Below are 20,601 nucleotides of genomic sequence, written 5' to 3' on the forward strand. Positions count from 1 at the left end.
GTTAAGTGCGGGTGTTTCAGTATCACCTTCGTCAGGAGGCATCGTCGTAAGCGGGGCTCCGCGCTTCATGTCCCGATTGCACCAACAAGGTCGTGAGCGCCGCCCGTTCCATGTCGCCCTGAGTGTCGGCCGAGCCGTGTGGCAGGCGTCCGCGCCGATGAATATGGGAGATCAAATACAGCGGCCGGTTCTTTGACTGGATGTAGATCCGACCGACATATTCGCCGATCAGTCCGAGCACGAGAAGCTGGACCGAGGAAATCATTATGACCAGCAGCGTCAAGCTGGTCCATCCAGGGACAGTGCCGGAGAAAACCCAACTGATGATCGCTGCGATGCCGGTAAAGGTGAGCACGGTTGTTAAGAGCGCTCCGACATAGGTCGCGATCCGCAACGGGAGCATCGAGAAACTGATCAGCGCATCGGCGGCGAAGCCGATCATCTTCACCAGCGGATATTTGGTGCTGCCGGCGAACCGGGGGTTGCGGTCGTATTCATAAGGCACCTGCTTGTAGCCCAGCCATGCCACCATCCCGCGGATGAAACGGTCGTGCTCCGGCATCTGCACAAGCTGGTCCGAGATGCGCCGGCTCATCAGCCGGAAATCGCCGGTATCGACCGGGATGTGGACTCGGGTGACTTTGGCAAGGAGGCGATAAAAGGCCTCGGCCGACTTCCTCTTGAAGTGAGTTTCGCCAGCGCGGGTTCGCCGCAGACCGTAGACGACGTCGGCGCCTTCCCGCACCATCATCTCGTACATCGGCGTCAGCAGTTCCGGGGGATCCTGCAGATCGGCATCGATCACCAGTACCAAATCGCCGCGCACGGTGGAGAGCCCGGCGGTGAGCGCCAATTGATGGCCGTGATTGCGCGCCAGTCGGACGGCCACAACATTGCGGTCCTCCGCCAGCAACTGGTTGATGATCTTCCAGGTGTTGTCGGTCGAGCCGTCGTCCACCAGAATCAGTTCGAACTTGTGACCCCACAGAGCGCGTGCGGCAGCCGTCATTTGACGATGAAATTCGCGCAGGCCCTCTTCCTCATTGCAACAGGGTACAACGATCGAGAGAAACGATGTTCCAGGGCGCGGCGTTTCGTCCTGAAGTTCTAGCAATTTGGAAGCCTCGCGCGGCGTAGACGGGGTTCGATTCAACGCTGCGATATTCGACGACCACCGGTTAATTGTTCATCAATTTTTAGGCCCGTCGGTGCATGATTCGTTCGGAGACATACTCAGATTAAATCTTGCAACGCTATCCGAAAGGCTGCGTCGCGCGAGCAGTCGGTACCGATTTGCCGATCGGACTGCGGGAAAACAGAATCTTAGAACATGAACAAGGCCGAATTCGATCGCTTCGCCGACGCCTACGACGATCAGCACCGTGCGAACATTGCGATTACCGGAGAAGGTCCAGAGTATTTCGCCGAATACAAGATCAGACGGCTCCGGCAGATCGTCGATCGGGACCGGCTCGACGTGTCGCGGATATGCGACTTCGGCTCCGGGATCGGCAATTCAATCCCATTCTTTCGACGCTATTTTCCGGGGGCGGCGTTGACCTCGTCGGATGTCTCAGAACGGAGTCTCGCACTGGGGCGGCAGCGTTATCCCGGGGTCGGCCATTGCCTGCTGATCGAGAACGGTCGCATTCCCTGCGAACCCGATACGTTCGATGTCGTATTTTCGGCATGCGTCTTTCATCATATTGTGCATAGCGAGCACGTGGCGTGGTTGCGCGAACTCCATCGGATCACGCGACAGGGCGGCTTGATCGCCATATTCGAGCACAATCCGCTGAACCCGCTCACCGTCCACGCGGTGAATACCTGTCCATTCGACGAGAACGCAAAACTTATTTTCGCGCGCGACATGGCGAAGCGACTGAAAGAAGCTGGCTGGGGCTCATCGCGGATCCAGTACAACCTGTTTTTCCCGCGTGAGCTCGCCTGGCTGCGTCCTCTCGAGGCAAAGCTCGGCTGGCTGCCGGTCGGCGCGCAATACCTCGCCATGGCACGCAAACCGTAATGCGAGAAGCGCCAACGCCAATCCGCTTATTTGGAAACAATTTCAGCATGCATCGACGTTGGAATATTGTGGCCGCGATCCTCGTGACGGCCTTGCTGATTCAGATACCTGTCGTTCTCAACGCGGATCTGGGCTGGCTGCTCACTGCAGACGAAAAGATTTTAGAGGGCCGAAGGCTTGGGGTCGACCTCTTCGAGGCCAATCCGCCTCTATCGGTTTACATGTATATGCCGGCAGTGATGCTTGCACGAATAACCGGCCTTGCGCCTGAATTCATCGTGATTGTCCTGGTGATTATCGAGATGGTTGGCGCGCTTTTTATCATCGATCGCGCAGCTGCGGCGGCAAAGTTGGGAGCTGGAGAGCGTGATGTCTCGACGTGGTCGCTTGCGCTCCTGCTTGCAATTCTTCCTGGTGCCGTATTCGGTCAACGTGAACACATAGCCGTCATCGCACTCACGCCCTTTGTGGCCATTACTGCACTACGCTGGCGCGGCCTTGATCCCGGACGAAGCGCGACCTTCGCAGGATTGGGTGCGGGGCTGGCCATGAGTATCAAGCCCTTCTTTACTCTGGTGGTAGGCCTCCCGATCATCCTAGGCGTCGTCCGTCAACGTTCTCTCAAGCCTTTATTCACCTCTGAAGCATGTACAGCCGCCATTGTTGTAATCAGTTACGGGGTGGTGGCTGTTGCCGTCTTCCCTGATTATGTATTTACCTATGCCCCGATGGTCGCCGAGGTCTATCTGCCCATCAGGAGGGAATTCAGTAGCCTGATTCCTATCCCGATCGCTGTGATAAGCGCTTCTATCGTGTTCCTGCGCCTCGTAGCTCCTAAACATTTCAAGATGTGGGGCGACGCAACGCCTTGGCTGGCCGCAGCGGTCGGCGGAGCCGCGACCTTCCTTCTTCAGGGCAAGGGCTGGCCATATCAGGCTTTCGGTCTCTGTCTGTTTGCGATTGCGGCGCCGCTGCTGCATTTTTGCACGAAGACAATGCGGGCGTCGGTTGTGGTCGCCGGCCTTGCGGTCGTTGTGGCCATGGGCGTCTATTTGTCATTACCGGCGCCCGGTTTCCCACCGCTGGCACAGCGTGTCCAGGCGCTCGTGAAGCATCCGCGACTGCTCACGATTACCGACCACATCGCTCTGGGGGAGCCGCTCGTCCGCCAAATCGATGGAATTTGGGTGGGCAGCTCTGGCGGGCAATACCTGGCGGCCGGCGCAATACTACTGCGCGAGCAAAGCGCTCAAGGTGAGCGAGAAAAACTGGACAGCATCATAAATTTCGACCGACGGCAGCTGCTGGCGGATCTGCGAAACGGTCGCCCGGACGTCATTCTGGTGGATACTCGTCTGCTGAGCACTTTTCGGTTCGATTGGCTGGCTTGGGCCAATTCAGAACCCGAAGTCCAAACGGAGTTAAGTCGCTATCGTGAAGTTGAGAATATTGGCCGCGTTCGTATATTTGTCGATCAATCAGTTTTAGACCGATAGTCGTTGTTGGGCCGTTCTGGTGCGCCGGTGCGCCACCAAGTCGGGGCCGATGACGCCTCACCGAGCCTCGTGGTCGGACGCACGGCAGATGGCGAGGTCCTGCTGCGGGGTATCGAGAGCGGCGCGGTCAAGCGGATCTGGCCGTTCGGCATCCTCTCGCCCTGGGTCGCAGATCGCGGCCAGCTCATCCGCGACGTGCCGGTGCTCTCGGCTCGATCAACGTAGCCGATGCCGCGCTTGCGGCCGGTGCCGAAGCGATGGTCATGATCTCGACAGGGTAACCGAGCCGGTCTCCGTGCTGAAGGATGCCGTGCCGGAGTTCGGCTCAAGCGCGGCGTGATGCCTGGCTGACCTTTTGCTGCGAAAACCGATAGAGCAGCAGCGCGACGGCTAACGCGCCGGTCGCCAGCAGCACGATGTCCGCGATCCCCGAGTTCAGCCAAACCGAGGCGAGCGCGAGTGCCGCGAGCGCCACATTGAGCACAAAGACTTCGGTCACGACCGCGGGCACCGTTAATCCGTTGTCGGTGGCGCGCTGATAGAAATGCGTGCGATGCGCGGCCCAGAATGGTTCGCGGCGTGCGATGCGTCGAAGCAATGTCAACGTCGCGTCCGCGAGGTAATAGAGCGGCAGCAGCAGCGCGGCGGCAATGTGTTGGTGCCAGGCGAGCGCGAGCAGGCACCAGCCGAGCAGCAGCCCGATCGGCAGGCTGCCGACATCGCCGAGAAAGACCCTCGCCACCGGCCGGTTGAAGGGCGCGAAGCCGAGCATGGCGCCGAATAGCGTTGCCGCAGTGAGGGTCGGCGCGAGCGGTAGCCCGCCAAGCCAGCTGATCAGGACGATCGCCGCCGTCGTCGGGACGACTTCGGCCGCTGTCATCAGGTCGAGTCCGTCCATGAAATTGACGAGATTGACGAACCAGAGACCTGCGAACAGCAGCCCGGCGCGTTCGAGCGCAAGCGGAATCGCCGGCACGATCCGCAAATCTGCCGGCGCGCTGAACACGACCACGGCCACGGCCGCCGCCTGCAGCAACAGGCGGGGCAGCACCGGAATGGTCCTGACGTCGTCGAGGAAGCCTGTGGCTGCGATGAAGACTGTCGCGCCAAAGAGCATGAGCGGTATCGGCTCGCCGGCGGCAAGCGCGTAGACGCAGGCAACGACCAGCGTCGCCGCGATCACCGCAATGCCGGCGCCTTGCGGGGTGGGCACGACATGCGAGGAGCGCGCGTTGGGGCGTGCGAGCGCGTAGCGCTGCAGCAAGGGTCGCAACAGCACGATCAGCGCCGCGCAGATCAGGGACGCCGCGAGCGCGGCGAGAACAAGCAGTGGGCGGTGGTTGAGCACGGTCATGGCCAACGGGCTGCGCATCTCAACGCGTAGGCGGAGCGTAGCCGGCCGGCAGTGCAGCGGGCTGCTCGCGCACAAGCTTGTTGTAGAGCTCGACGACTGAGCGGCCGATGATGCGCGCCGAAAGCTTGTCCTCGACCAGTTTTCGCGCCGCCGCGCCGAACCGCGCGCGCAAGTCCGGCGATTGCGCAAGCGTCAGGATTGCGCCCGCGAGTGCCGGCGGATCCTCGATTCCGACCAATAGCCCGGTCTGGTCGGCGATGCAGATTTCGCGGCAGCCGGGCGCATCGGTCGCAACCAGCGGCCGGCCGCAGGCGGCCGCCTCCATCAGCGCGCCGGGCAGGCCCTCGCGATGCGATGGCAGCGCCGCGATATGCGCGGCGCGCCACAGCGTGGCGATATTGTCGATATGGCCGAGCCAGGTGATGCCGGGACGCCTGGTCCAGCTTTCGACTTCGTCACGCGGCACCGACGCCGGATTCGCCGGGTCGGGGTTTCCCGCGATAATGAGATTGAAATCGTGTCCTTGCGCCCGCAACAGATCATGGGCGGCAACCAGCGCGCGGATGCCCTTGTCGACCAGCAATCGTCCGGCAAAGCCGATGGTGATCGGGCCGTCCGGCTCGGGCAGCGGCTTAAGTCGATCGGCGTCGACACCGGAGCCCGGAATCAACGTCATGTGCTCGGGCTTTACACCGAGCCTGAGTAGTGCGTCGCGGTCGTCAGGGTTTTGCACCAGTACGTTGCTGTGCTTGCGGTTGAGCAGCCAGGGCAAAAGCCACGTTATGCCCCGTTTCAACAGGCGCGATAACAAGGTCGGAGACGTGAAGACGAAGCCGAGCCCGGTGATGGCATTGACGGTTGGGAAACCGCGATCGACCGCGGCGAGCGAGCCGAACACGCAGCATTGCAGGCCGGAATTGTGCACGATGCTGGGACGTATCTCGTTTTCAAGCTTGCGGATCGCAAGCACGGCTGGGATGGCTGCAAGTGGTGACAGCCCGCCGCGCTCGAATGGGATCGGATGCAGGATGAAACCTTCCGCCCTAATTGCCGCTGCACCGCTGTTCACATTGGTCGCGACATGAACCTCGAAGCCGGCGTCACGCGCCGCGCGTGCCATCGGCAGGCGGTTGAGCAGGAAGGCCCAATCCTCGTTCACGACATAGAGGAGGCGCAGCGGTTTATTGCTCTCGCCGCAGGTCATCGGGTGAGGCCCGTCGGTCACTCCGCCGCCTGCTTGCTCTCGTTGAGATAGGCGCGGTAGGCGAGCGCAATGCCGTCTTCCAGTGACGTGCGGGCGCGCCAGCCGAGCGCGTTGAGGCGGCTGACGTCGAGCAGCTTGCGCGGCGTGCCGTCGGGACGCGAGGCGTCGTAGCTGATGGTGCCGGTGTAGCCGATGGTGCGCGCCACTACTTTCGCGAATTCGGCAATCGAGATGTCCTCGCCGGTGCCGATATTGACCATGTCGCTTGAGGAATGCACCTTCATCAGGTGCACGCAGGCATCCGCCATGTCGTCGACATAAAGGAACTCCCGTCGCGGCGTGCCGGTGCCCCACACCACGACATTCGCTGTGCCCGCAAGCTTCGCCTCATGGAAGCGGCGGATCAGCGCGGCCACGACGTGGCTGTATTCCGGGTGGTAATTGTCGCCGGGGCCGTAGAGGTTGGTCGGCATCACGCTGATGAAGTCAGAGCCGTACTGGCTGCGATAGGCCTCCGCCATTTCGATGCCGGCGATCTTGGCCACTGCGTAGGGCTCGTTGGTGATCTCCAGCGGACCTGTGAGCATGTAGTCCTCGCGCAAGGGCTGCGGCGCGAGTTTTGGATAGATGCAGGAGGAACCGAGGAACATCAGCTTCTCGGTGCGGTTCATATGGGCCGCGTGGATGACATTGGCGGCGATGGCGAGGTTGTCGTAGAGGAATTCGGCGCGCAGCGTGTTGTTGGCGACAATGCCGCCGACCTTGGCGGCGGCGAGGAACACCGCTTGCGGCTTCTTCTTCGCAAACCAGTCGAACACCGCGGCCTGGTCGCGCAGGTCGAGCTCGGCACGGCCTGCGGTCAGGATCTCGACACCCTCGGTCGCCAGCCGTCGCGCGATCGCCGCGCCGACCATGCCGCGATGGCCTGCGACAAAGACGGTCTTGCCCTTCAGCTCAAACGGCGCGCTTGCCATTGGCGACCTCCAGCCGGGCCTCGCTAAGATCGCCGGCCACCATTTCCTTCACCAGCTGCGCAAAGCTCGTCTTCGGCTTCCAGCCGAGCTTTTGCCGCGCCTTGCTGGAATCGCCGATCAGGAGGTCGACCTCCGTGGGCCGGAAATAGACGGGATCGATGCGAACCACGGTCTTGCCGGTCTTCTTGTCGATGCCGGTCTCCTCGACGCCTTCGCCCCGCCATTCGACGCTGCGGCCGACCTCGGCGAAAGCAAGCTCGACGAATTCGCGCACCGAGCGTGTCTCGCCGGTCGCGAGCACATAGTCGTCGGGGCTGTCCGCCTGCAGGATCGCATGCATGCCCTCGACATAGTCCCGCGCATGGCCCCAGTCACGCTTGGCCTCGAGATTGCCGAGATAGAGCGTCTCCTCCAGCCCGGCATCGATGCGGGCGACGCCGCGGGTGATCTTGCGGGTCACAAAGGTCTCGCCGCGGATCGGGCTCTCATGGTTGAACAGGATGCCGTTGCTGGCAAACATTCCATAGGCCTCGCGGTAGTTCACCGTGATCCAGTAGCCATAGAGCTTTGCCACGCCGTAAGGCGAGCGCGGATAGAAGGGCGTGGTCTCCTTCTGCGGAATCTCCTGGACCAGGCCATAGAGCTCGGAGGTCGAGGCCTGGTAGAAGCGCGTCTCCTTCTCCATGCCGAGGATACGGATGGCCTCGAGCAGGCGCAGGACGCCAATGGCATCGGCATTGGCGGTATATTCCGGGCTCTCGAAGCTGACGCCGACATGGCTTTGGGCGGCGAGGTTGTAGATTTCGGTGGGCCGGATCTGCTGCACCAGGCGGATCAGGTTGGTGGAATCCGTCATGTCGCCATAGTGCATCAGGAAGGGCACGTTGCCGACATGGGGGTCCTGGTAGAGATGATCGACGCGGGCGGTGTTGAAGGAGGACGAGCGGCGCTTGACGCCATGCACGGTGTAGCCGAGGCCGAGCAGGTATTCGGAAAGATACGCGCCGTCCTGTCCCGTCACGCCGGTAATCAGCGCCACGCGCCGCTTCTTGTCCTGAGCCTGCATCTCTTCTCCACCAAACGCGGTTTGCCGCAATTGCCTGCCGCGGCTGCGCCAACCCCATGATATCGGCCATACCGCTCCGCCGATGCTCCGGCAGCCGTCGGACAGCCTTTGTTTCTTGGCACCGGGAGTGACGAGCGCGAGTAGCCTCGATCGCGCAAGGGCTTAGCATCTGCGCTTTTCAAAGTCTAATGGCAGGCCGGCCCAAAAACAGGCGGAAAAGCCCGCGGAGGGCGGTCCCAGGAGGCCACCACCGGGGCAGCGTCGCCTGGCTTTCGTCCTAAAGTGCGATGAGATTGGGCCGAATCACCGCTCTAGGCACGGGCGCCTTTCGCGGCCCGCAAGTGTGCTCATTAAGTCGTCTTTCAAGCCGCAGTGTCGTCACCTTCGAGGATCAGAACCCTGAACTGCCGCTTCCCGTCGCGACCGATAGACACCCAGCACGCTGAGACAAGTGCCGACATTGAGCTTTAGGAAATCGAGCTTCATTTGATCCAGGTCCCCGGCCGAAATTCGGTGATTGGGCGCACCCAGGAAGAGCAGCGACATCGTGGTCGTCCAGCAGAAGCTCAAGGCTTTGGATATGATCAACGCCGGCTCCCGATTTTTGTCGACCAACGCGCGTTCGACGATATCGATCGGAAGGGAGCTCAATAGCGAGAGGGCGCACGCGGCTTCATTGAATTTCAGTGAGTGAGCAAACTCGAACACTTTTTCTTCGGTCAGTTGTCCCCAATGGTGCAGCTTTGCGACTGTTCGCTTTGCGGTGAAATAGTCCGTCGAGGCCGGGCCGAATCTGGCATGGATCGCCCCACTGACATCAGTGACGATACTCTGGATCTGATACCCCATATCAGGGCGTTCGACTGCCAGTTTCCTTTGCACCTCATCAGAGGCCTTCGAAATCAGCTGATGAAAAAGATGCCTCGGAATGTCCTTCCGGAGACCGACACTCTCGGTGAGGATTGAATCTCCGTCAGAGCGTCGCACCAGGTGCAAGAAGCCAGAGCTTGAAATATGGGCGCCGGCGTTCCTGGCAACTGAATTGACGACCTCTTTCGATCCGCGAACGACCAGGACGTCAGTGACGGCTTCGGGAATGGACGATCGCTCGGATATGGCGAGCAAGTGCTGCTGGCTTTTGTTTCTCGCGCAGGCAACCAGCGTCCTTGTATCAAGCCGCTCCGACTTACGGAGCATCGGCCCAGCAACATCAATCGAATCGTCAGACGCAAGCTTCCTGACAACGCCGAATGGGGCATTGTTACTCGCGGCCAGCTTGCTCGCGAGCCGCACGCGTGCGCTCTGTTCGATTTCTTCGGCCAGCCTACCGATTATCTCGCCGAAGGTCCAAATCTCTTCTTCGGAATAAGACCCTGCAATCAGGATATCGGTCGCATGCCAGAGCGCCTGCAAGCAGCTCTCGGCGGTCCCTTTGGAAACCGCATCTTCCAAATCAACCAGAAACGACCTGTGTTCAGTCATCTCGTTTTGCTCAATGAGGAAACAACTTTGAAAAATATTTCAGATCAACGCTGCAGATTAGAACACCCCGCATTGAAAATTCGTAAAGTCGGCTCGATAAGACCTCGGTCTGTCGCATCTATCCGCTATCGAGCCAATCGATGAAGAATGCCCGCAAAGACGCGGCTTGGTTGAACTTCGTCGAGCGGCTTGCCATACCGCTCGGAATAGACGCGTCGCGTCATTGCTTCCCGCGCCATATCGCCGATCATGGCAACCGCAAATTCGTCCATACCCTTGCGAGCGACAATCGCAGGTATCTCGATCCCGTCCAAGATGAGAACGGCGGGCGATCCAACTGGACCTGAGATACTTCCCGCGAGACGCATTCCGCTGGCAGAGACGTCCAGAACGTCGTAATCGAGAACCAGCTCCCCGATCTTGACGAGCACTTTCTCCTTGGTGACGAAGCGCTCATCGAGACGCCGTCGCGGCTGTTCGATGCAGACCATGCAGCAAATCGTCAGGACGAGCAGATTATACCAGGCCCAGAAAAGGTTCAGCGCTCCGCCATTGTCGATCAAGTCTGCGTTGTCTAACGCAAAGACCTTGGCCAAACCAGCGATCGTGATAGCTGCCAAAGCAAGGAATCGAAACAGCAGGCGCCAATGAATATTCAGACCGGCATAGTGAATTCCTTTGTCGGTGACTTTGAACTTATGCCCGCGTGGTCGGATCAAGGTGAGGGCGACCACCGTGATGATCTCTGGCGCGATCAGCATTTGATAGACGTCGGCAATAATCGGCAGCATGCGGCCACCCCCGAGCCAGGTCGTAATCGCGACTTGCGTGATCACCATGGGAGCGAAGTGCATAACGGCATCGGAAATGTCGGCCTGCACCATGCGGATATCGAACAGGAAGAAAAGAGCGGGCGCGAGCAGGCAGAACATGCGAAAGAGAAAACTTGCGCCCCAATAGAGGAACGTCTCAATCAGACTGATCCGGAACGACAGCGGAAGGTTGTTGCCAAAGCGAAAAGGACCCGACCGGCCTCGGCAGATTTGCACGAGACCGAGGCACCAACGGGTGCGCTGAGTCGCATATTCGTTAATGCCTTCAGGCGCGAGGCCGACCGATAGCTTTTCGTTCAGATACAGGGTCTTGTAGCCGCGCTCCCGAAGTCGAACCGTGAGCAGGAAGTCTTCAGTGACGGAATCCGTAGGAAAGCCGCCGATCTCAAGCAGTGCGGAGAACCGGATCACGGACGAGGTGCCGCAGCAGAAGGCGAGACCCCAGGCATCCTTGGACGGCATGATGATGTCGAAGAAGAAGCGCTGCTCGTCCGGAAACACCTCGGAGATTGCCAGGTTGCTCTGGATTGGATCTGGATTGAAGAAATGCTGAGGCGTCTGCACAATGCCGGCAGCCGGATCTCTGAACAGGCAAAGCGCGCGCGTGACGAAATTTGAAAAGGGCACGAAATCAGCGTCGAGCACGGCAATGAAATCTGGTGGCGACGCGAGGCCCGCAAGGTGCCGGATTGCATGATTGATATTGCCGGCTTTCGCATGGGCGTTGTCCGGCCGAGTAAGATAGTTGCAGCCTTTTTGGGCGCAGAGATCGCCCAGCCAATCACGTCGTCCGTCGTCCAGTACCCAAACCCTGAAGTTCGGATAGCCCATGTTCTTCGCACCGATAATGGTGCGCTCAAGAATGGCTCGTTCCTCGTTGTATGTACAGATCAACACGTCGACGAGCGGTGGCGCCTGCATGAGCCAGAGCATGTTGGCCGCGACAGTCTCCGATTGCGAGGAGCTGCGCGACAGCAATACCCAGGTGATCGTCCCACCGATGCCCGTAAGCACTTCCGCGCTCAGGAATCCGATTCCAAACAGCCAATCGGCGGTGAAACCGAATTCCGGCAGGGTCTGAGTGATCCGCCAGAGAAGATAGTTCCACGTCATCATCAGTGAGATGGCGACCAGCGCGGCACGGACCCAAGGGGTTTCGCGATTGGCCCACGGGAGAAACAGGCAAAGCAGGCCGGTCGCGATCAGAGCCGGAGCGAACGGTTCGTGCATGGCGTCACGAGCCGGGCAGGAAGGAGACTGCGTCCCTGAGTGATTGCAGCCAGGTTCCGCTCGAGCGGGAGGGGTTGAATACGACCGTTCCGGTACGGCCGACGCCACACTGCGTTGAAGCGATATCAGGTACTGACACAGCTATTCGATACCCACCGGACGAAAGCCCGGTTTGCTGAATCGCCAGATTGTCGGAAGGTGCCGCGCTCCCCGACATACGAACAATGGTGCCGTCGTATCTGCCGGATTGCTCGGAAAGGCGGAACTGCGCCTTATCACCAAGCCGCAATCGATTGAAGACTGACTCGCGGACCGTAGCCGTCACGACGGCGCCGGAACAATCGAGAAGGCGCAGCAGGTCCTGCCCCTTTCGCACCTCTTCTCCGGGAGACACTAGCACTTCCCAAACCTGCGCGTTGGTAGGAGACGAGAGCTCGGCACGGGATAGCTCGGCATATCGTGATGTCTCAGCGTCGAGCGCGTCGTGAAGGCTGGCGATACGCTGGTTGCGGGAATTGAGCTCCGCTTCGGTCTCGGCAATGCGGATCGATAGTTCGTCCGCGTGCTGGAGCGAACTTGGGCGATCGTTGTAGGAGTCTCCCACGTATTCTCCGCGGCGAGCGGCTTCGAGCTCGACCACGCTGGCGAACAGCCGGTGATCGAGGGACTGCTTGGTCTGCGCGGCAATTTTGGCATCGCGCTCGGCCCGCTCTACCGCTACCGTCGTCTGGTATCCCGACTCGGCAAGCGCCCTGGTGCGTGAAAGCGTCGATGCGGCTTCGAACTCGGAAGCATCGGTTGCCGAAGCCTGCGCCTTCAGATCCATCACGCGCTCTTCAAGCTCGCTGATTCGTCCAGCTTGAAATGCGTGAGCCTGGTGGGAAATCTGTTCGTAGATTTCCTTCAATCGCGCGAGCCGCACGGCGATACCCGGGCGATCGCTCTCGGCTTGATCGATCTGTCGCTGCAAATCATCCAGCCGTGCGCGATCGGCCCTGCCATTGGAGATACGCACCATCACCTGGCCTTTGGTGACCGCGGCTCCGATGCCGGGAACGAAATCGACGTCTGCAATTCCGCCCTCGATGGGCGCGCGCAGCGTGACCAGGCGGGCGTTGACGACCGCCTCGACACTCGAAAATTCAAGCAGACGCTGCACCGGACCCACGCCGGCAATAATGACAACGCCCAAGCCGAGCACCGACTTGACCGCACGCCACGCCATCCGGCGGACGATGCCAGGGCGTTCGGGCGACGGATCGGAGACGTCGGGCAAGAGAGGGTCGGGCCCCTTGAAGGCCCCTCGCAGAAGCGCGGACTGCGCGCGCACATCCAGCCCGGCCAGCCGCTCCACGACCTTCTCCGGGACCAGTTCGGCCGAAACCGAAGCTTCCGCAATCGACGTCTCGAATGGCTCTGCTTTGATGCTTGGTGCCTTCTTTGCTTTGGCAACCATGGTAAATTCCCCACCGGATTCTGAGGCCCACCTGCGTCAATCGAAAGCGATAAGATATGCGGAGCGGCTTTTAGTTGCGTTTACGCAGTCTGCGGCTTGCCCCCGGCTCATTCGGTATCAGGTTAAGCAGAACATGCGCCAGCGGTGTTCAGGGATGGTTTCGCATCGCCGTCCATTCAGCGCTCATTCATCAAGTCGAAATTTTTCAGGCAATGGATCGGCTCCTAAAGCCGTTGGTCACCTCGCGCCGCTACGTGACTGATATTTGATTGAACGCGCGAGAGCATTGACGCCAACAATTTGAGGAGCCCAGCATGGACGGCTGGCAATTCGGCCCAGCGCAAGAGCTGCGCCGGGCATTTATCCTTGATGATACCAAGCTTGGGCCGATCCACTGGTATCATCGTGGCAAGTCCGCCGCGGTCGTGATGTCTGTTGACGACATCTTTCCGGGCACCTCGCAAAGCGCTTATGAGGCCGGCGGAGATCTTGAAAAGGGTGCCTTGGGCCGCCTGTTATGGTTGTTGGAACGGCATCCGCAATTGCAGCTAACTCTCTTCGTCACGCCGGACTGGCGTCGAATATCTCCCGTCGCTGATCGCATCTGGCAACATGTCCCCTGGCTTTGCGATCGGATGTATCTTGCGAGGGTGTTGCCGAAGGGAACAATGGACATTCGCAAGCATCCTGATTTCGTGGCCGTTCTGAACGCGATGCCGCGCACCGAGGTCGCACTGCACGGTCTGGCTCATGTCAATTTTGGGTATCCGGTATCCGTGGAGTTTGAGCACCGGGATCGTGAAATGTGCGCCGGCATGCTGACTGAGGCCATGCAGATTTTTGAGGAGGCCGGTTTGCGCTATGTGCGAGGCCTCCAACCTCCTGGATGGAGTTGCAGCCCTGCGTTGCTGTACGGATGCCGCGATGTGGGGATCGAATGGATCATGTCCGCGCGGGACGTCCGGACGCCCATATCGAAGGACGCGAGAACAGCGATGTCGGGATTGAGCGGCGTAAGCATGCTGTTCCCGGAGCGCATTGCAGAATGCTTGCTACATATAAGCACCAATTTTCAGGCAACATCAGCGCCGGAGCGGGCATTCGACATATTGGATGCCGGTGGCGTCCTATCGATCAAGGCGCACATCACCAAGAACGTCCCCGGGCACACTCATCTTGACGGCGTGGATGATCTCTACATGAATTATCTAGACCGCTTGTTCGCAGATATCGAAGAGCGTTACGGGGATACGATAGACTGGACTACGTTGGGCAGCCTCGCGACTTCACTATCGACGTCGGCTTCGACGCCGCCGCCTGAGCGGAAAAGTCCTCAATCCGCTACCGATAGAGCCGCATAGGTGATGCGAGATCGCGAAGTGGGCCCCGCCAGGTCGTTCAGGAGTCTCTCGCCGGCGAGACGCTTCATGGGCGATCGAGGCGCCACGATATCAGCCGAGACCCACCGCGCAAAGCTGACGTCCGCTCCAGCCCAGACGGTAGCAACGGGCAGAAGCGGAATGCTCACTATCGATTACACCGGATACGGCTCCTGCCCCTAATTCCCGCTACATGGTAACATGCACCTAATGCGGTCGAGCTCCAAATGGTGCAGCGTCACCGATGGTTATACGATGGCCAAACGGGCAAAAAAGACATACGGGCCGCTGCGGAGGCGGCGCACAAGTGCCACCCGATCTGCGTCCCTCGTCTTGCAGGGTCGAGAACAAGACATTGCCCTGATCGATCGTCTGATTGACCGGATCGATCAAGGTGGATCCACACTCGTTATCAGCGGCGAGCCCGGAATCGGAAAATCGGCGCTCCTCGAAGTCGCTAGGCGCCGAGCCAGTGAACGGGATACCTCCGTCCTGAGCATGACCGGCGTTTTGGCCGAAGTCCATTTGCCGTTCGCAGCACTTGAGCAGGCACTGCGCCCGCTGATGAAGCGGGCAGCGGGCCTCGTCCCTCGTCAACGATCGGCCTTGCTGGCCGCGTTCGGCATGCACGACGATGACGGGGCGCCCGATATCTTTCTGGTGGCACTCGCGACGCTGTCTCTCCTGACCGACAGCGCGACACGCAAGCCTATCCTGCTTGTTGCCGATGATGCCCAATGGCTGGATCAGGCAACCTATGACGTGCTGGCCTTCATCTCGCGCAGATTGAGTGCAGACCCCGTCGTACTCCTGGTGGCGATGCGCGATGACTTCAACAGCTCGCTCGGCGACGCCTCCACCCTGAGGCTACGACTTTCCGGACTCGACGAGACCGATGCCGAGCACCTGCTGGACGCCCATGCTCCAGGACTTCCGGCAGAGCTGCGCAGCCGCTTCCTCAAGGAAGCTTCGGGCAATCCTCTGGCCCTTGTCGAGCTGCCCCGCGGAGAAGGGGCCGCGGGGGCTGGAGACGCGCCGTGGCTCCCGCTAACCGGCCGCTTGGAACGCGCCTTCTCAAGCCGTTTGTCCGACCTTCCGCGTGCAGCGCGAACGCTGTTGTTCGTGACAGCCGAGAACGACGGGACATCGCTCCACGAAGTCCTCTCCGCCGGCGAAGCCGTGTTGGGCGAGCAAGTGGAAATCAATGACCTGGCGCCGGCAGTCGCCGCCAAGCTAATCGAGATTGACGGAACGGAGGTGCGGTTTCGGCACCCGCTCGTTCGCTCCGCCATGCATCAAGCGGCTGACCTGGCGACGCGCCAAAAGATTCACGCTGCGCTCGCGGCTATCATTCGGGATCAACTCGATCGCCAACTATGGCATCGTGCCGCAGCGACAATCGGACCCGACGACGAGCTCGCTGGCGAATACGACCGAATGGCGGCGCGGGCGCTGCGGCGAGGCGCCGTAGCGATGGCTATCGAGGTTCTGGAAAATGCGGCGCGGCTGAGCAGCACGGCAAGAGCCAAAAGCGACCGGCTTTTGCGTGCCGCCGAACTTGCCGCCGATCTGGGCCAGCCGGAGCTCATGGAGCGCCTGCTGCGTCAGGCCGACACGGACGAATCGGACCCGCTCGCGCCGATCCGGATCGCCTGGTGTCGTGAGATCAGCCAGCCTCCGGCAGTCAATGATCCCGCGAAGATTCTGGCCTTGATTGGCTTCGCAGCTCAGGCCCATGCGGCCGGCGCGGCCGATCTGGCCAGCAATCTTCTTTGGCGCGCCGCGCAACGGTGCTGGTGGAGCAACGCAAGCGATGAACTTGGCACGAGAGTCCTTGCTGCGGCAAATCGGCTGGAGTTGCCTGAGGCGGACCCCCGCCTGATCGCGATATCTGCCTATGTCGAACCGCTGCGGCGGGGAGGCGACTTGTACATCAAGCTCCAGAGCCTTGCCGAGACAAGGCATAATAATCCTGCCGTTGCGAGAATCCTGGGTAGCACCGCCAATGTTATTGGCGCCTTCGACATCAGCGTAAGCTTTCTCGAAGAATCCAGCGCCGCACTGCGTGCACAGGGACGGCTCAGCGATCTCGCTCGCGTGCTTTTCGCGCTGGGGTGGGCGGAAACGGAAATCGGCGACTGGACGGGAGCCATGAGGGAGGCCGAGGAGTCCGTCCGTCTTGCCGAAGAGACAAGCGGGCTTCCGTGGGTCGCAGCGGCCACGATCCTGAAAGCCAAGCTTGCAGGAATGCAAGGCAATCTGGAGCAGTCCGAAGCCCATGCAGCGCAGGCGGAAAGCCTGGTTCTGCGCATCGGCGCCAGTTTCTTGCTGGCGATGTTGCAGATCGCGCGAGGCATATCGGCGATCGGCGCGGGCCGGCATTGGGAGGCCTACGAACATCTGCGACGCCTTTTCGCGCCCGCCGATCCGGCCTTCAATTCCAGTCTTCAGTTCTTCGGGCTCGCGGATTTCGTGGAAGCGGCCGTTTTTTCCGGCAATGCGGCGGCGGTCCGTGGTGTCATCGATGAGATGGAGCGTGTCTCGGCTCCGATGCCGGTGCCATGGTTCGAGACGATGCTGCATTATGGCAAGGCGCTGCTCGCGGCGCCGGATGATGCCGAACAGTTCTTCTTGCAAGGTCTTGGGCCGGCCGCGAAGAAGTGGCCGTTTTTGCGTGCCCGTCTTCTGCTGGCTTATGGCGGTTGGCTGCGCCGCCAACGCAGGTCCGCCAATGCGAGGGCTCCGTTGCGTGAGGCACGTGACATCTTCGATGCGCTCGGCGCTTCGCCCTGGAGCGCCCGCGCCCGAGAGGAATTGCGGGCTTCGGGCGAAACCAGCCGCCGGCGAACCGAGCAGGCGTGGGAAACGCTGACCCCACAGGAGCTTCACATCGCGCAACTTGCTGTCGAAGGTCTTTCAAACAAGGAAATCGGCGCCAGACTCTATCTATCTCACAGAACTGTCGGCTACCACCTGCACCGGATCTTTGCGAAAACCGGCATCACGTCGCGGTCCGGACTGCGCCCCATTCTCGCCGGTACCACCCATCCCGCAAGCTGACCACCGAGCGGTCATCGGACTGGTCATTTGACAGAAGCGGCAGCGCGCCTCGCGGGCTACCTGCGCATGGCGTGTAACCCCTCGCAGGGAATGACCATGAAATTTTTCTCCTCACTCGCAATCCTCAGCCTCGGAGCAATCCTCATGACCCAAGCCGCCCACGCGGCCCCCGATGCCGCCACCGACCCCCGGATCGATCCCCAGGTTCGCGCCTTCTTGCGGGAGATCAACAAGGATCCGAGCCCGTTCTGGGAACTCCCCCAGCCGAAGCCGCAAGAGATCCTGACAGGGCTTCAGAACAAGACCCCGGTTGATATGTCTGGAGTGAACACGACCGAGGAGACCATCGTCCAGGATGGTCAAGCCGTGAAGATTTATATCATGAAGCCCGAGCAGGTGACCGGTAAGCCCGGCGTACTGCTGTTCATTCACGGCGGCGTCTGGATCGTCGGGAACTTCCAGAACCACCAGCGTCTGCTGCGGGACCTTGTCGTCAACTCTGGCCAGATCGGCGTGTTCGTTGAGTACACCTCCTTGCCCGAGGCGCGCTTCCCCACTCAGCTCAATCAATCCTATGCTGTGTTGGAGTGGGTGGCGGCCCACGCCGAAGAGTTCGGGGCGGACGGCAGCCGCATCGCAGTGGCCGGCAACTCGGTGGGCGGCAACATGACCGCGGCGCTGACGCTCATGGCCAAAGACCGCGGTGGCCCTAAGATCAGCTACCAGGTGCTGATGATCCCCGCGACCGACGCCAGCGTGGACACCGCATCCTACCATGAATACGGCACGGGGCGATTCCTGGCCCGCGCTTTCATGAAGTACGGCTGGGATTTGTATGCCCCGGATGCCGCGGCGCGCAACAACCCCTATGTCTCGCCGCTCCGCGCCAGCCTACAGCAGCTGCAGGGACTTCCGCCGGCCCTGGTCGTCACCGCGGAGAATGACCCGTTGCGCGACGAAGGCGAGGCCTACGCCCGCAAGCTCAAGGAAGCTGGGGTCTCCGTGATCGCTACCCGTTACAATGGGATGATCCACGACTTCGTCCTGCTGAACGGCATCCTGACAGATCCCGAGCCCCAGGCGGCAATCCGTCAGATGGCGGCCGAGATCAAGGCCCATCTGGCGCCCTGAGCCAGAGTGGTGGAACGTGAGGCGGGCGACATGGTCGCCGCCTCACGGCATGAGGACAACTGGAGGGCTCGTTTCGGAGACGATTTGGGCTCCCTTGCGCAGCACTGTCCATCTCACCCTAAGTGTATCGCGCGGGCTATTTCGTCTCTTTCTGCTTTTGCGTACTCCGCAATTTCTGCTCGGACCTCGGGATCGGGTGAATTTTCCTTGGTAGAAATGCTCGTAGTTGTAAAGATGACGACACTTGGCGGCGGTTCGTTCAGGTTCGGGTATGGCTGGCGGAGCTAGTTGCTGATGGTAACCCAGAGCAAGCGCAAAGCATCTGTGCGATAAACGCTATGAACCCGCAAATGCAGCTGCAACAATCCGGCTTCGCTTCCCGCCAACTGGGTGTAGGCTCAAGGCCAACATTTGACGCTCGCTCTTGATGTCGACGACGAAACCACTAACCCTGCTTGCGGTCTTGATTACCCTCCGTTGTTCCCTGGAAGCCGCGCGCTGCGGACAGTGATTGGGAAGAACCGAATTCCCCAGCTCTATCGTGAGTAGCTTACCACCTAATTCTCGCTCAAGATGTTATCGAAATAATACACACGCAAGACGCGATAAGGTAAGATTGCAAGTTTGATCCGCAGCGGCAACGGCTGGCGACACGTCGCGGGCGGTTGAGTCGATAATGAGATTTCAACCTATCCGCGCCGTAGTTCTTGCGTCGCGAGAGCGGAAGCCCGCGACACTTGGCTCCTGGTCGCGCCGGCGCTCCCAACATCGGCGGGTTTTCTTTGGCCGTGGGGCGTGCTTTGGTACCCACGATGGACCGAGATCGCAGTAAGCAGAGCCGGATTGTTGCAGCTGTGTTGGTGGCGTCCATGGCGCTTATCGCGCAGACGCTCTGTGCTTGTTCCAGATTACCACCAGCAAATACGCCCGCGGCCCAATATCCGAGCCTGAATGAGCCACCGCCGAGCCGGACGCCATCGGTTGATCAGGAAGCGGCAAGAGCAAAGGCCGATCTGAGCGCGGCTCGCGACAACTCGGAACGCGCAGCCGGACGCCCGGCATTCCAGTAGGCGACGGCCAAACCAGCCGTCCGAGCCGGTTGCGCAGCTCAGCCTTCAGGCTAGAAGCACGGTAGGCTTTTGGAGGGCTGCCGTGGCGCTGAAACGAGCGCGCGCCTCGTTCAGCGTGCGGATCACGCGCTAAACGAGATGGAAGTCGTTGTGGTGGGCGATCAGCTGCGCGGTCGTGACATGCTGCAGCGTGACCGTGTCGTGGGCGGCGTCGGTGATGACGACATCGCCCGAGCCGTCGTCACGGGTGGCGGCCAGGAGCGCGGCGACGTTGGCAAAGACGGACTTGCTGAACTGCAACGTGTCGGTCGCAGGCGCAAAGCTAGGCAGGGTGATGTTTCCAAAATTCGGCGCGAAGACGAACGTGTCGTGCGCAACGAAGCCGGAGACCTCGCTCGTGACAGTAGCCGGCGTAGCGGCGACGACCAGCGTGCCGCCATTGCGGTCGTCGGCGAAGTGAAAGCTATCCTGCGAATATTGGCCGAGGAACTGCAGCGAGGCCGTGCTCGATCCGCTGCTCAGGGAGAGCCTGCCGAAGGCGTCGTCGAAGCTGGTATGCAGCGTGTTGAAGTTGAAGCCGCGCAAATCGACCTGGTCGGAGCCCGCAAGCGTGCCGTCGCCGCTAAAGCCAATGATCTGCCCGTCGAACGTCGGTGGAGCTTCTAGTGTCAGCGTATGGTCGTCGAACAAGGCTTGCGCAGCTTGAGGCGGCTGGGTGGCCTTGGCTGATGTACCGGTGGGGATTCCGATCGTACCATCGCCGTTGAGGTCCTGATGGAAGGTGGTCTCGAGCGTTTCGAGCGATGTCGAGTTGCCCGGGACAGCGGGAATGAGGTTGGC

14 protein-coding genes and 1 pseudogene are annotated in these 20,601 nt (G+C 60.6%); 6 read left to right on the top strand and 9 right to left on the bottom strand.

Annotated elements, in window-relative coordinates; genetic code table 11:
- Positions 1-31: 31 nt before the first annotated feature.
- A complete protein-coding gene (locus A3AI_RS0133520) occupies positions 32-1,114 on the bottom strand; it encodes a glycosyltransferase family 2 protein (RefSeq protein ID WP_051382596.1) in 1,083 nt (360 codons plus the stop codon).
- A gap of 216 nt (positions 1,115-1,330) precedes the next feature.
- On the opposite strand from A3AI_RS0133520, the gene A3AI_RS0133525 reads away from it, so the two are divergent.
- From A3AI_RS0133525 to A3AI_RS0133535, 3 genes are read left to right on the top strand one after another with little or no spacing between them, the layout of a single operon-like run.
- A complete protein-coding gene (locus A3AI_RS0133525; RefSeq protein WP_024519746.1) occupies positions 1,331-2,026 on the top strand; it encodes a class I SAM-dependent methyltransferase in 696 nt (231 codons plus the stop codon).
- Positions 2,027-2,073: 47 nt separating this feature from the next.
- Positions 2,074-3,522, top strand: coding sequence for a hypothetical protein (locus A3AI_RS0133530; RefSeq protein WP_024519747.1), 1,449 nt, complete (start codon positions 2,074-2,076; stop codon positions 3,520-3,522).
- 27 nt (positions 3,523-3,549) lie between these two features.
- Positions 3,550-3,747 (top strand): hypothetical protein, encoded by a 198-nt coding sequence (locus tag A3AI_RS0133535; protein ID WP_156928051.1) that lies wholly within the window; start codon positions 3,550-3,552, stop codon positions 3,745-3,747.
- 100 nt (positions 3,748-3,847) lie between these two features.
- Here A3AI_RS0133535 and A3AI_RS0133540 read toward each other — a convergent pair whose 3' ends face one another.
- From A3AI_RS0133540 to A3AI_RS43945, 7 genes are all read right to left on the bottom strand, one after another.
- Positions 3,848-4,894, bottom strand: a complete 1,047-nt coding sequence (locus A3AI_RS0133540; RefSeq protein ID WP_051382597.1) for an MraY family glycosyltransferase — start codon at positions 4,892-4,894, stop codon at positions 3,848-3,850.
- A gap of 1 nt (position 4,895) precedes the next feature.
- Positions 4,896-6,080, bottom strand: coding sequence for a glycosyltransferase family 4 protein (locus A3AI_RS0133545; protein WP_024519750.1), 1,185 nt, complete (start codon positions 6,078-6,080; stop codon positions 4,896-4,898).
- Between the two features lie 17 nt (positions 6,081-6,097).
- Positions 6,098-7,054 (bottom strand): GDP-L-fucose synthase, encoded by a 957-nt coding sequence (gene fcl, locus A3AI_RS0133550; protein WP_024519751.1) that lies wholly within the window; start codon positions 7,052-7,054, stop codon positions 6,098-6,100.
- Positions 7,035-8,120 carry a GDP-mannose 4,6-dehydratase gene (gmd, locus tag A3AI_RS0133555; RefSeq protein ID WP_024519752.1) on the bottom strand — a complete coding sequence of 362 codons (1,086 nt, stop codon included), beginning with the start codon at positions 8,118-8,120 and terminating at the stop codon, positions 7,035-7,037. The genes fcl and gmd overlap by 20 nt, the downstream gene beginning before the upstream one ends.
- A gap of 378 nt (positions 8,121-8,498) precedes the next feature.
- On the bottom strand, positions 8,499-9,602 hold the full coding sequence (locus tag A3AI_RS0133560; protein WP_024519753.1) for a DUF2336 domain-containing protein: 1,104 nt from the start codon (positions 9,600-9,602) through the stop codon (positions 8,499-8,501).
- 125 nt (positions 9,603-9,727) lie between these two features.
- Positions 9,728-11,665 (bottom strand): glycosyltransferase family 2 protein, encoded by a 1,938-nt coding sequence (locus A3AI_RS0133565; RefSeq protein ID WP_024519754.1) that lies wholly within the window; start codon positions 11,663-11,665, stop codon positions 9,728-9,730.
- 4 nt (positions 11,666-11,669) lie between these two features.
- Positions 11,670-13,121, bottom strand: a complete 1,452-nt coding sequence (locus A3AI_RS43945; protein WP_024519755.1) for an HlyD family secretion protein — start codon at positions 13,119-13,121, stop codon at positions 11,670-11,672.
- Positions 13,122-13,435: 314 nt separating this feature from the next.
- Here A3AI_RS43945 and A3AI_RS0133575 point away from each other — a divergent pair, with 314 nt between their 5' ends.
- The 3 genes from A3AI_RS0133575 (at position 13,436) to A3AI_RS0133585 (ending at position 18,691) form a co-directional block, all read left to right on the top strand.
- Positions 13,436-14,482 (top strand): DUF2334 domain-containing protein, encoded by a 1,047-nt coding sequence (locus A3AI_RS0133575; RefSeq protein ID WP_024519756.1) that lies wholly within the window; start codon positions 13,436-13,438, stop codon positions 14,480-14,482.
- A 273-nt stretch (positions 14,483-14,755) separates the two neighbouring features.
- A complete protein-coding gene (locus A3AI_RS0133580; RefSeq protein WP_024519757.1) occupies positions 14,756-17,560 on the top strand; it encodes a helix-turn-helix transcriptional regulator in 2,805 nt (934 codons plus the stop codon).
- Positions 17,561-17,704: 144 nt separating this feature from the next.
- Complete coding sequence (locus A3AI_RS0133585; RefSeq protein WP_245287011.1) at positions 17,705-18,691, top strand: alpha/beta hydrolase; 987 nt, start codon at positions 17,705-17,707, stop codon at positions 18,689-18,691.
- Positions 18,692-19,890: 1,199 nt separating this feature from the next.
- On the opposite strand, the pseudogene A3AI_RS48965 reads toward A3AI_RS0133585, so the two are convergent.
- Positions 19,891-20,601: pseudogene (locus A3AI_RS48965) on the bottom strand (NF038122 family metalloprotease); the annotation flags it as partial.

The sequence above is a fragment of the Bradyrhizobium sp. Tv2a-2 genome (genome assembly GCF_000472425.1).
GTDB lineage: Bacteria > Pseudomonadota > Alphaproteobacteria > Rhizobiales > Xanthobacteraceae > Bradyrhizobium.

Bases quoted from the DNA above. Each gene is read 5' to 3' on its own strand.
- A3AI_RS0133525 (WP_024519746.1), top strand. From the start codon at position 1,331: ATGAACAAGGCCGAATTCGATCGCTTCGCCGACGCCTACGACGATCAG.
- A3AI_RS0133530 (WP_024519747.1), top strand. From the start codon at position 2,074: ATGCATCGACGTTGGAATATTGTGGCCGCGATCCTCGTGACGGCCTTG.
- A3AI_RS0133540 (WP_051382597.1), bottom strand. From the start codon at position 4,894: ATGCGCAGCCCGTTGGCCATGACCGTGCTCAACCACCGCCCACTGCTT.
- A3AI_RS0133545 (WP_024519750.1), bottom strand. From the start codon at position 6,080: ATGACCTGCGGCGAGAGCAATAAACCGCTGCGCCTCCTCTATGTCGTG.
- fcl (WP_024519751.1), bottom strand. From the start codon at position 7,054: ATGGCAAGCGCGCCGTTTGAGCTGAAGGGCAAGACCGTCTTTGTCGCA.
- gmd (WP_024519752.1), bottom strand. From the start codon at position 8,120: ATGCAGGCTCAGGACAAGAAGCGGCGCGTGGCGCTGATTACCGGCGTG.
- A3AI_RS0133560 (WP_024519753.1), bottom strand. From the start codon at position 9,602: ATGACTGAACACAGGTCGTTTCTGGTTGATTTGGAAGATGCGGTTTCC.
- A3AI_RS0133565 (WP_024519754.1), bottom strand. From the start codon at position 11,665: ATGCACGAACCGTTCGCTCCGGCTCTGATCGCGACCGGCCTGCTTTGC.
- A3AI_RS43945 (WP_024519755.1), bottom strand. From the start codon at position 13,121: ATGGTTGCCAAAGCAAAGAAGGCACCAAGCATCAAAGCAGAGCCATTC.
- A3AI_RS0133575 (WP_024519756.1), top strand. From the start codon at position 13,436: ATGGACGGCTGGCAATTCGGCCCAGCGCAAGAGCTGCGCCGGGCATTT.
- A3AI_RS0133580 (WP_024519757.1), top strand. From the start codon at position 14,756: ATGGCCAAACGGGCAAAAAAGACATACGGGCCGCTGCGGAGGCGGCGC.
- A3AI_RS0133585 (WP_245287011.1), top strand. From the start codon at position 17,705: ATGACCCAAGCCGCCCACGCGGCCCCCGATGCCGCCACCGACCCCCGG.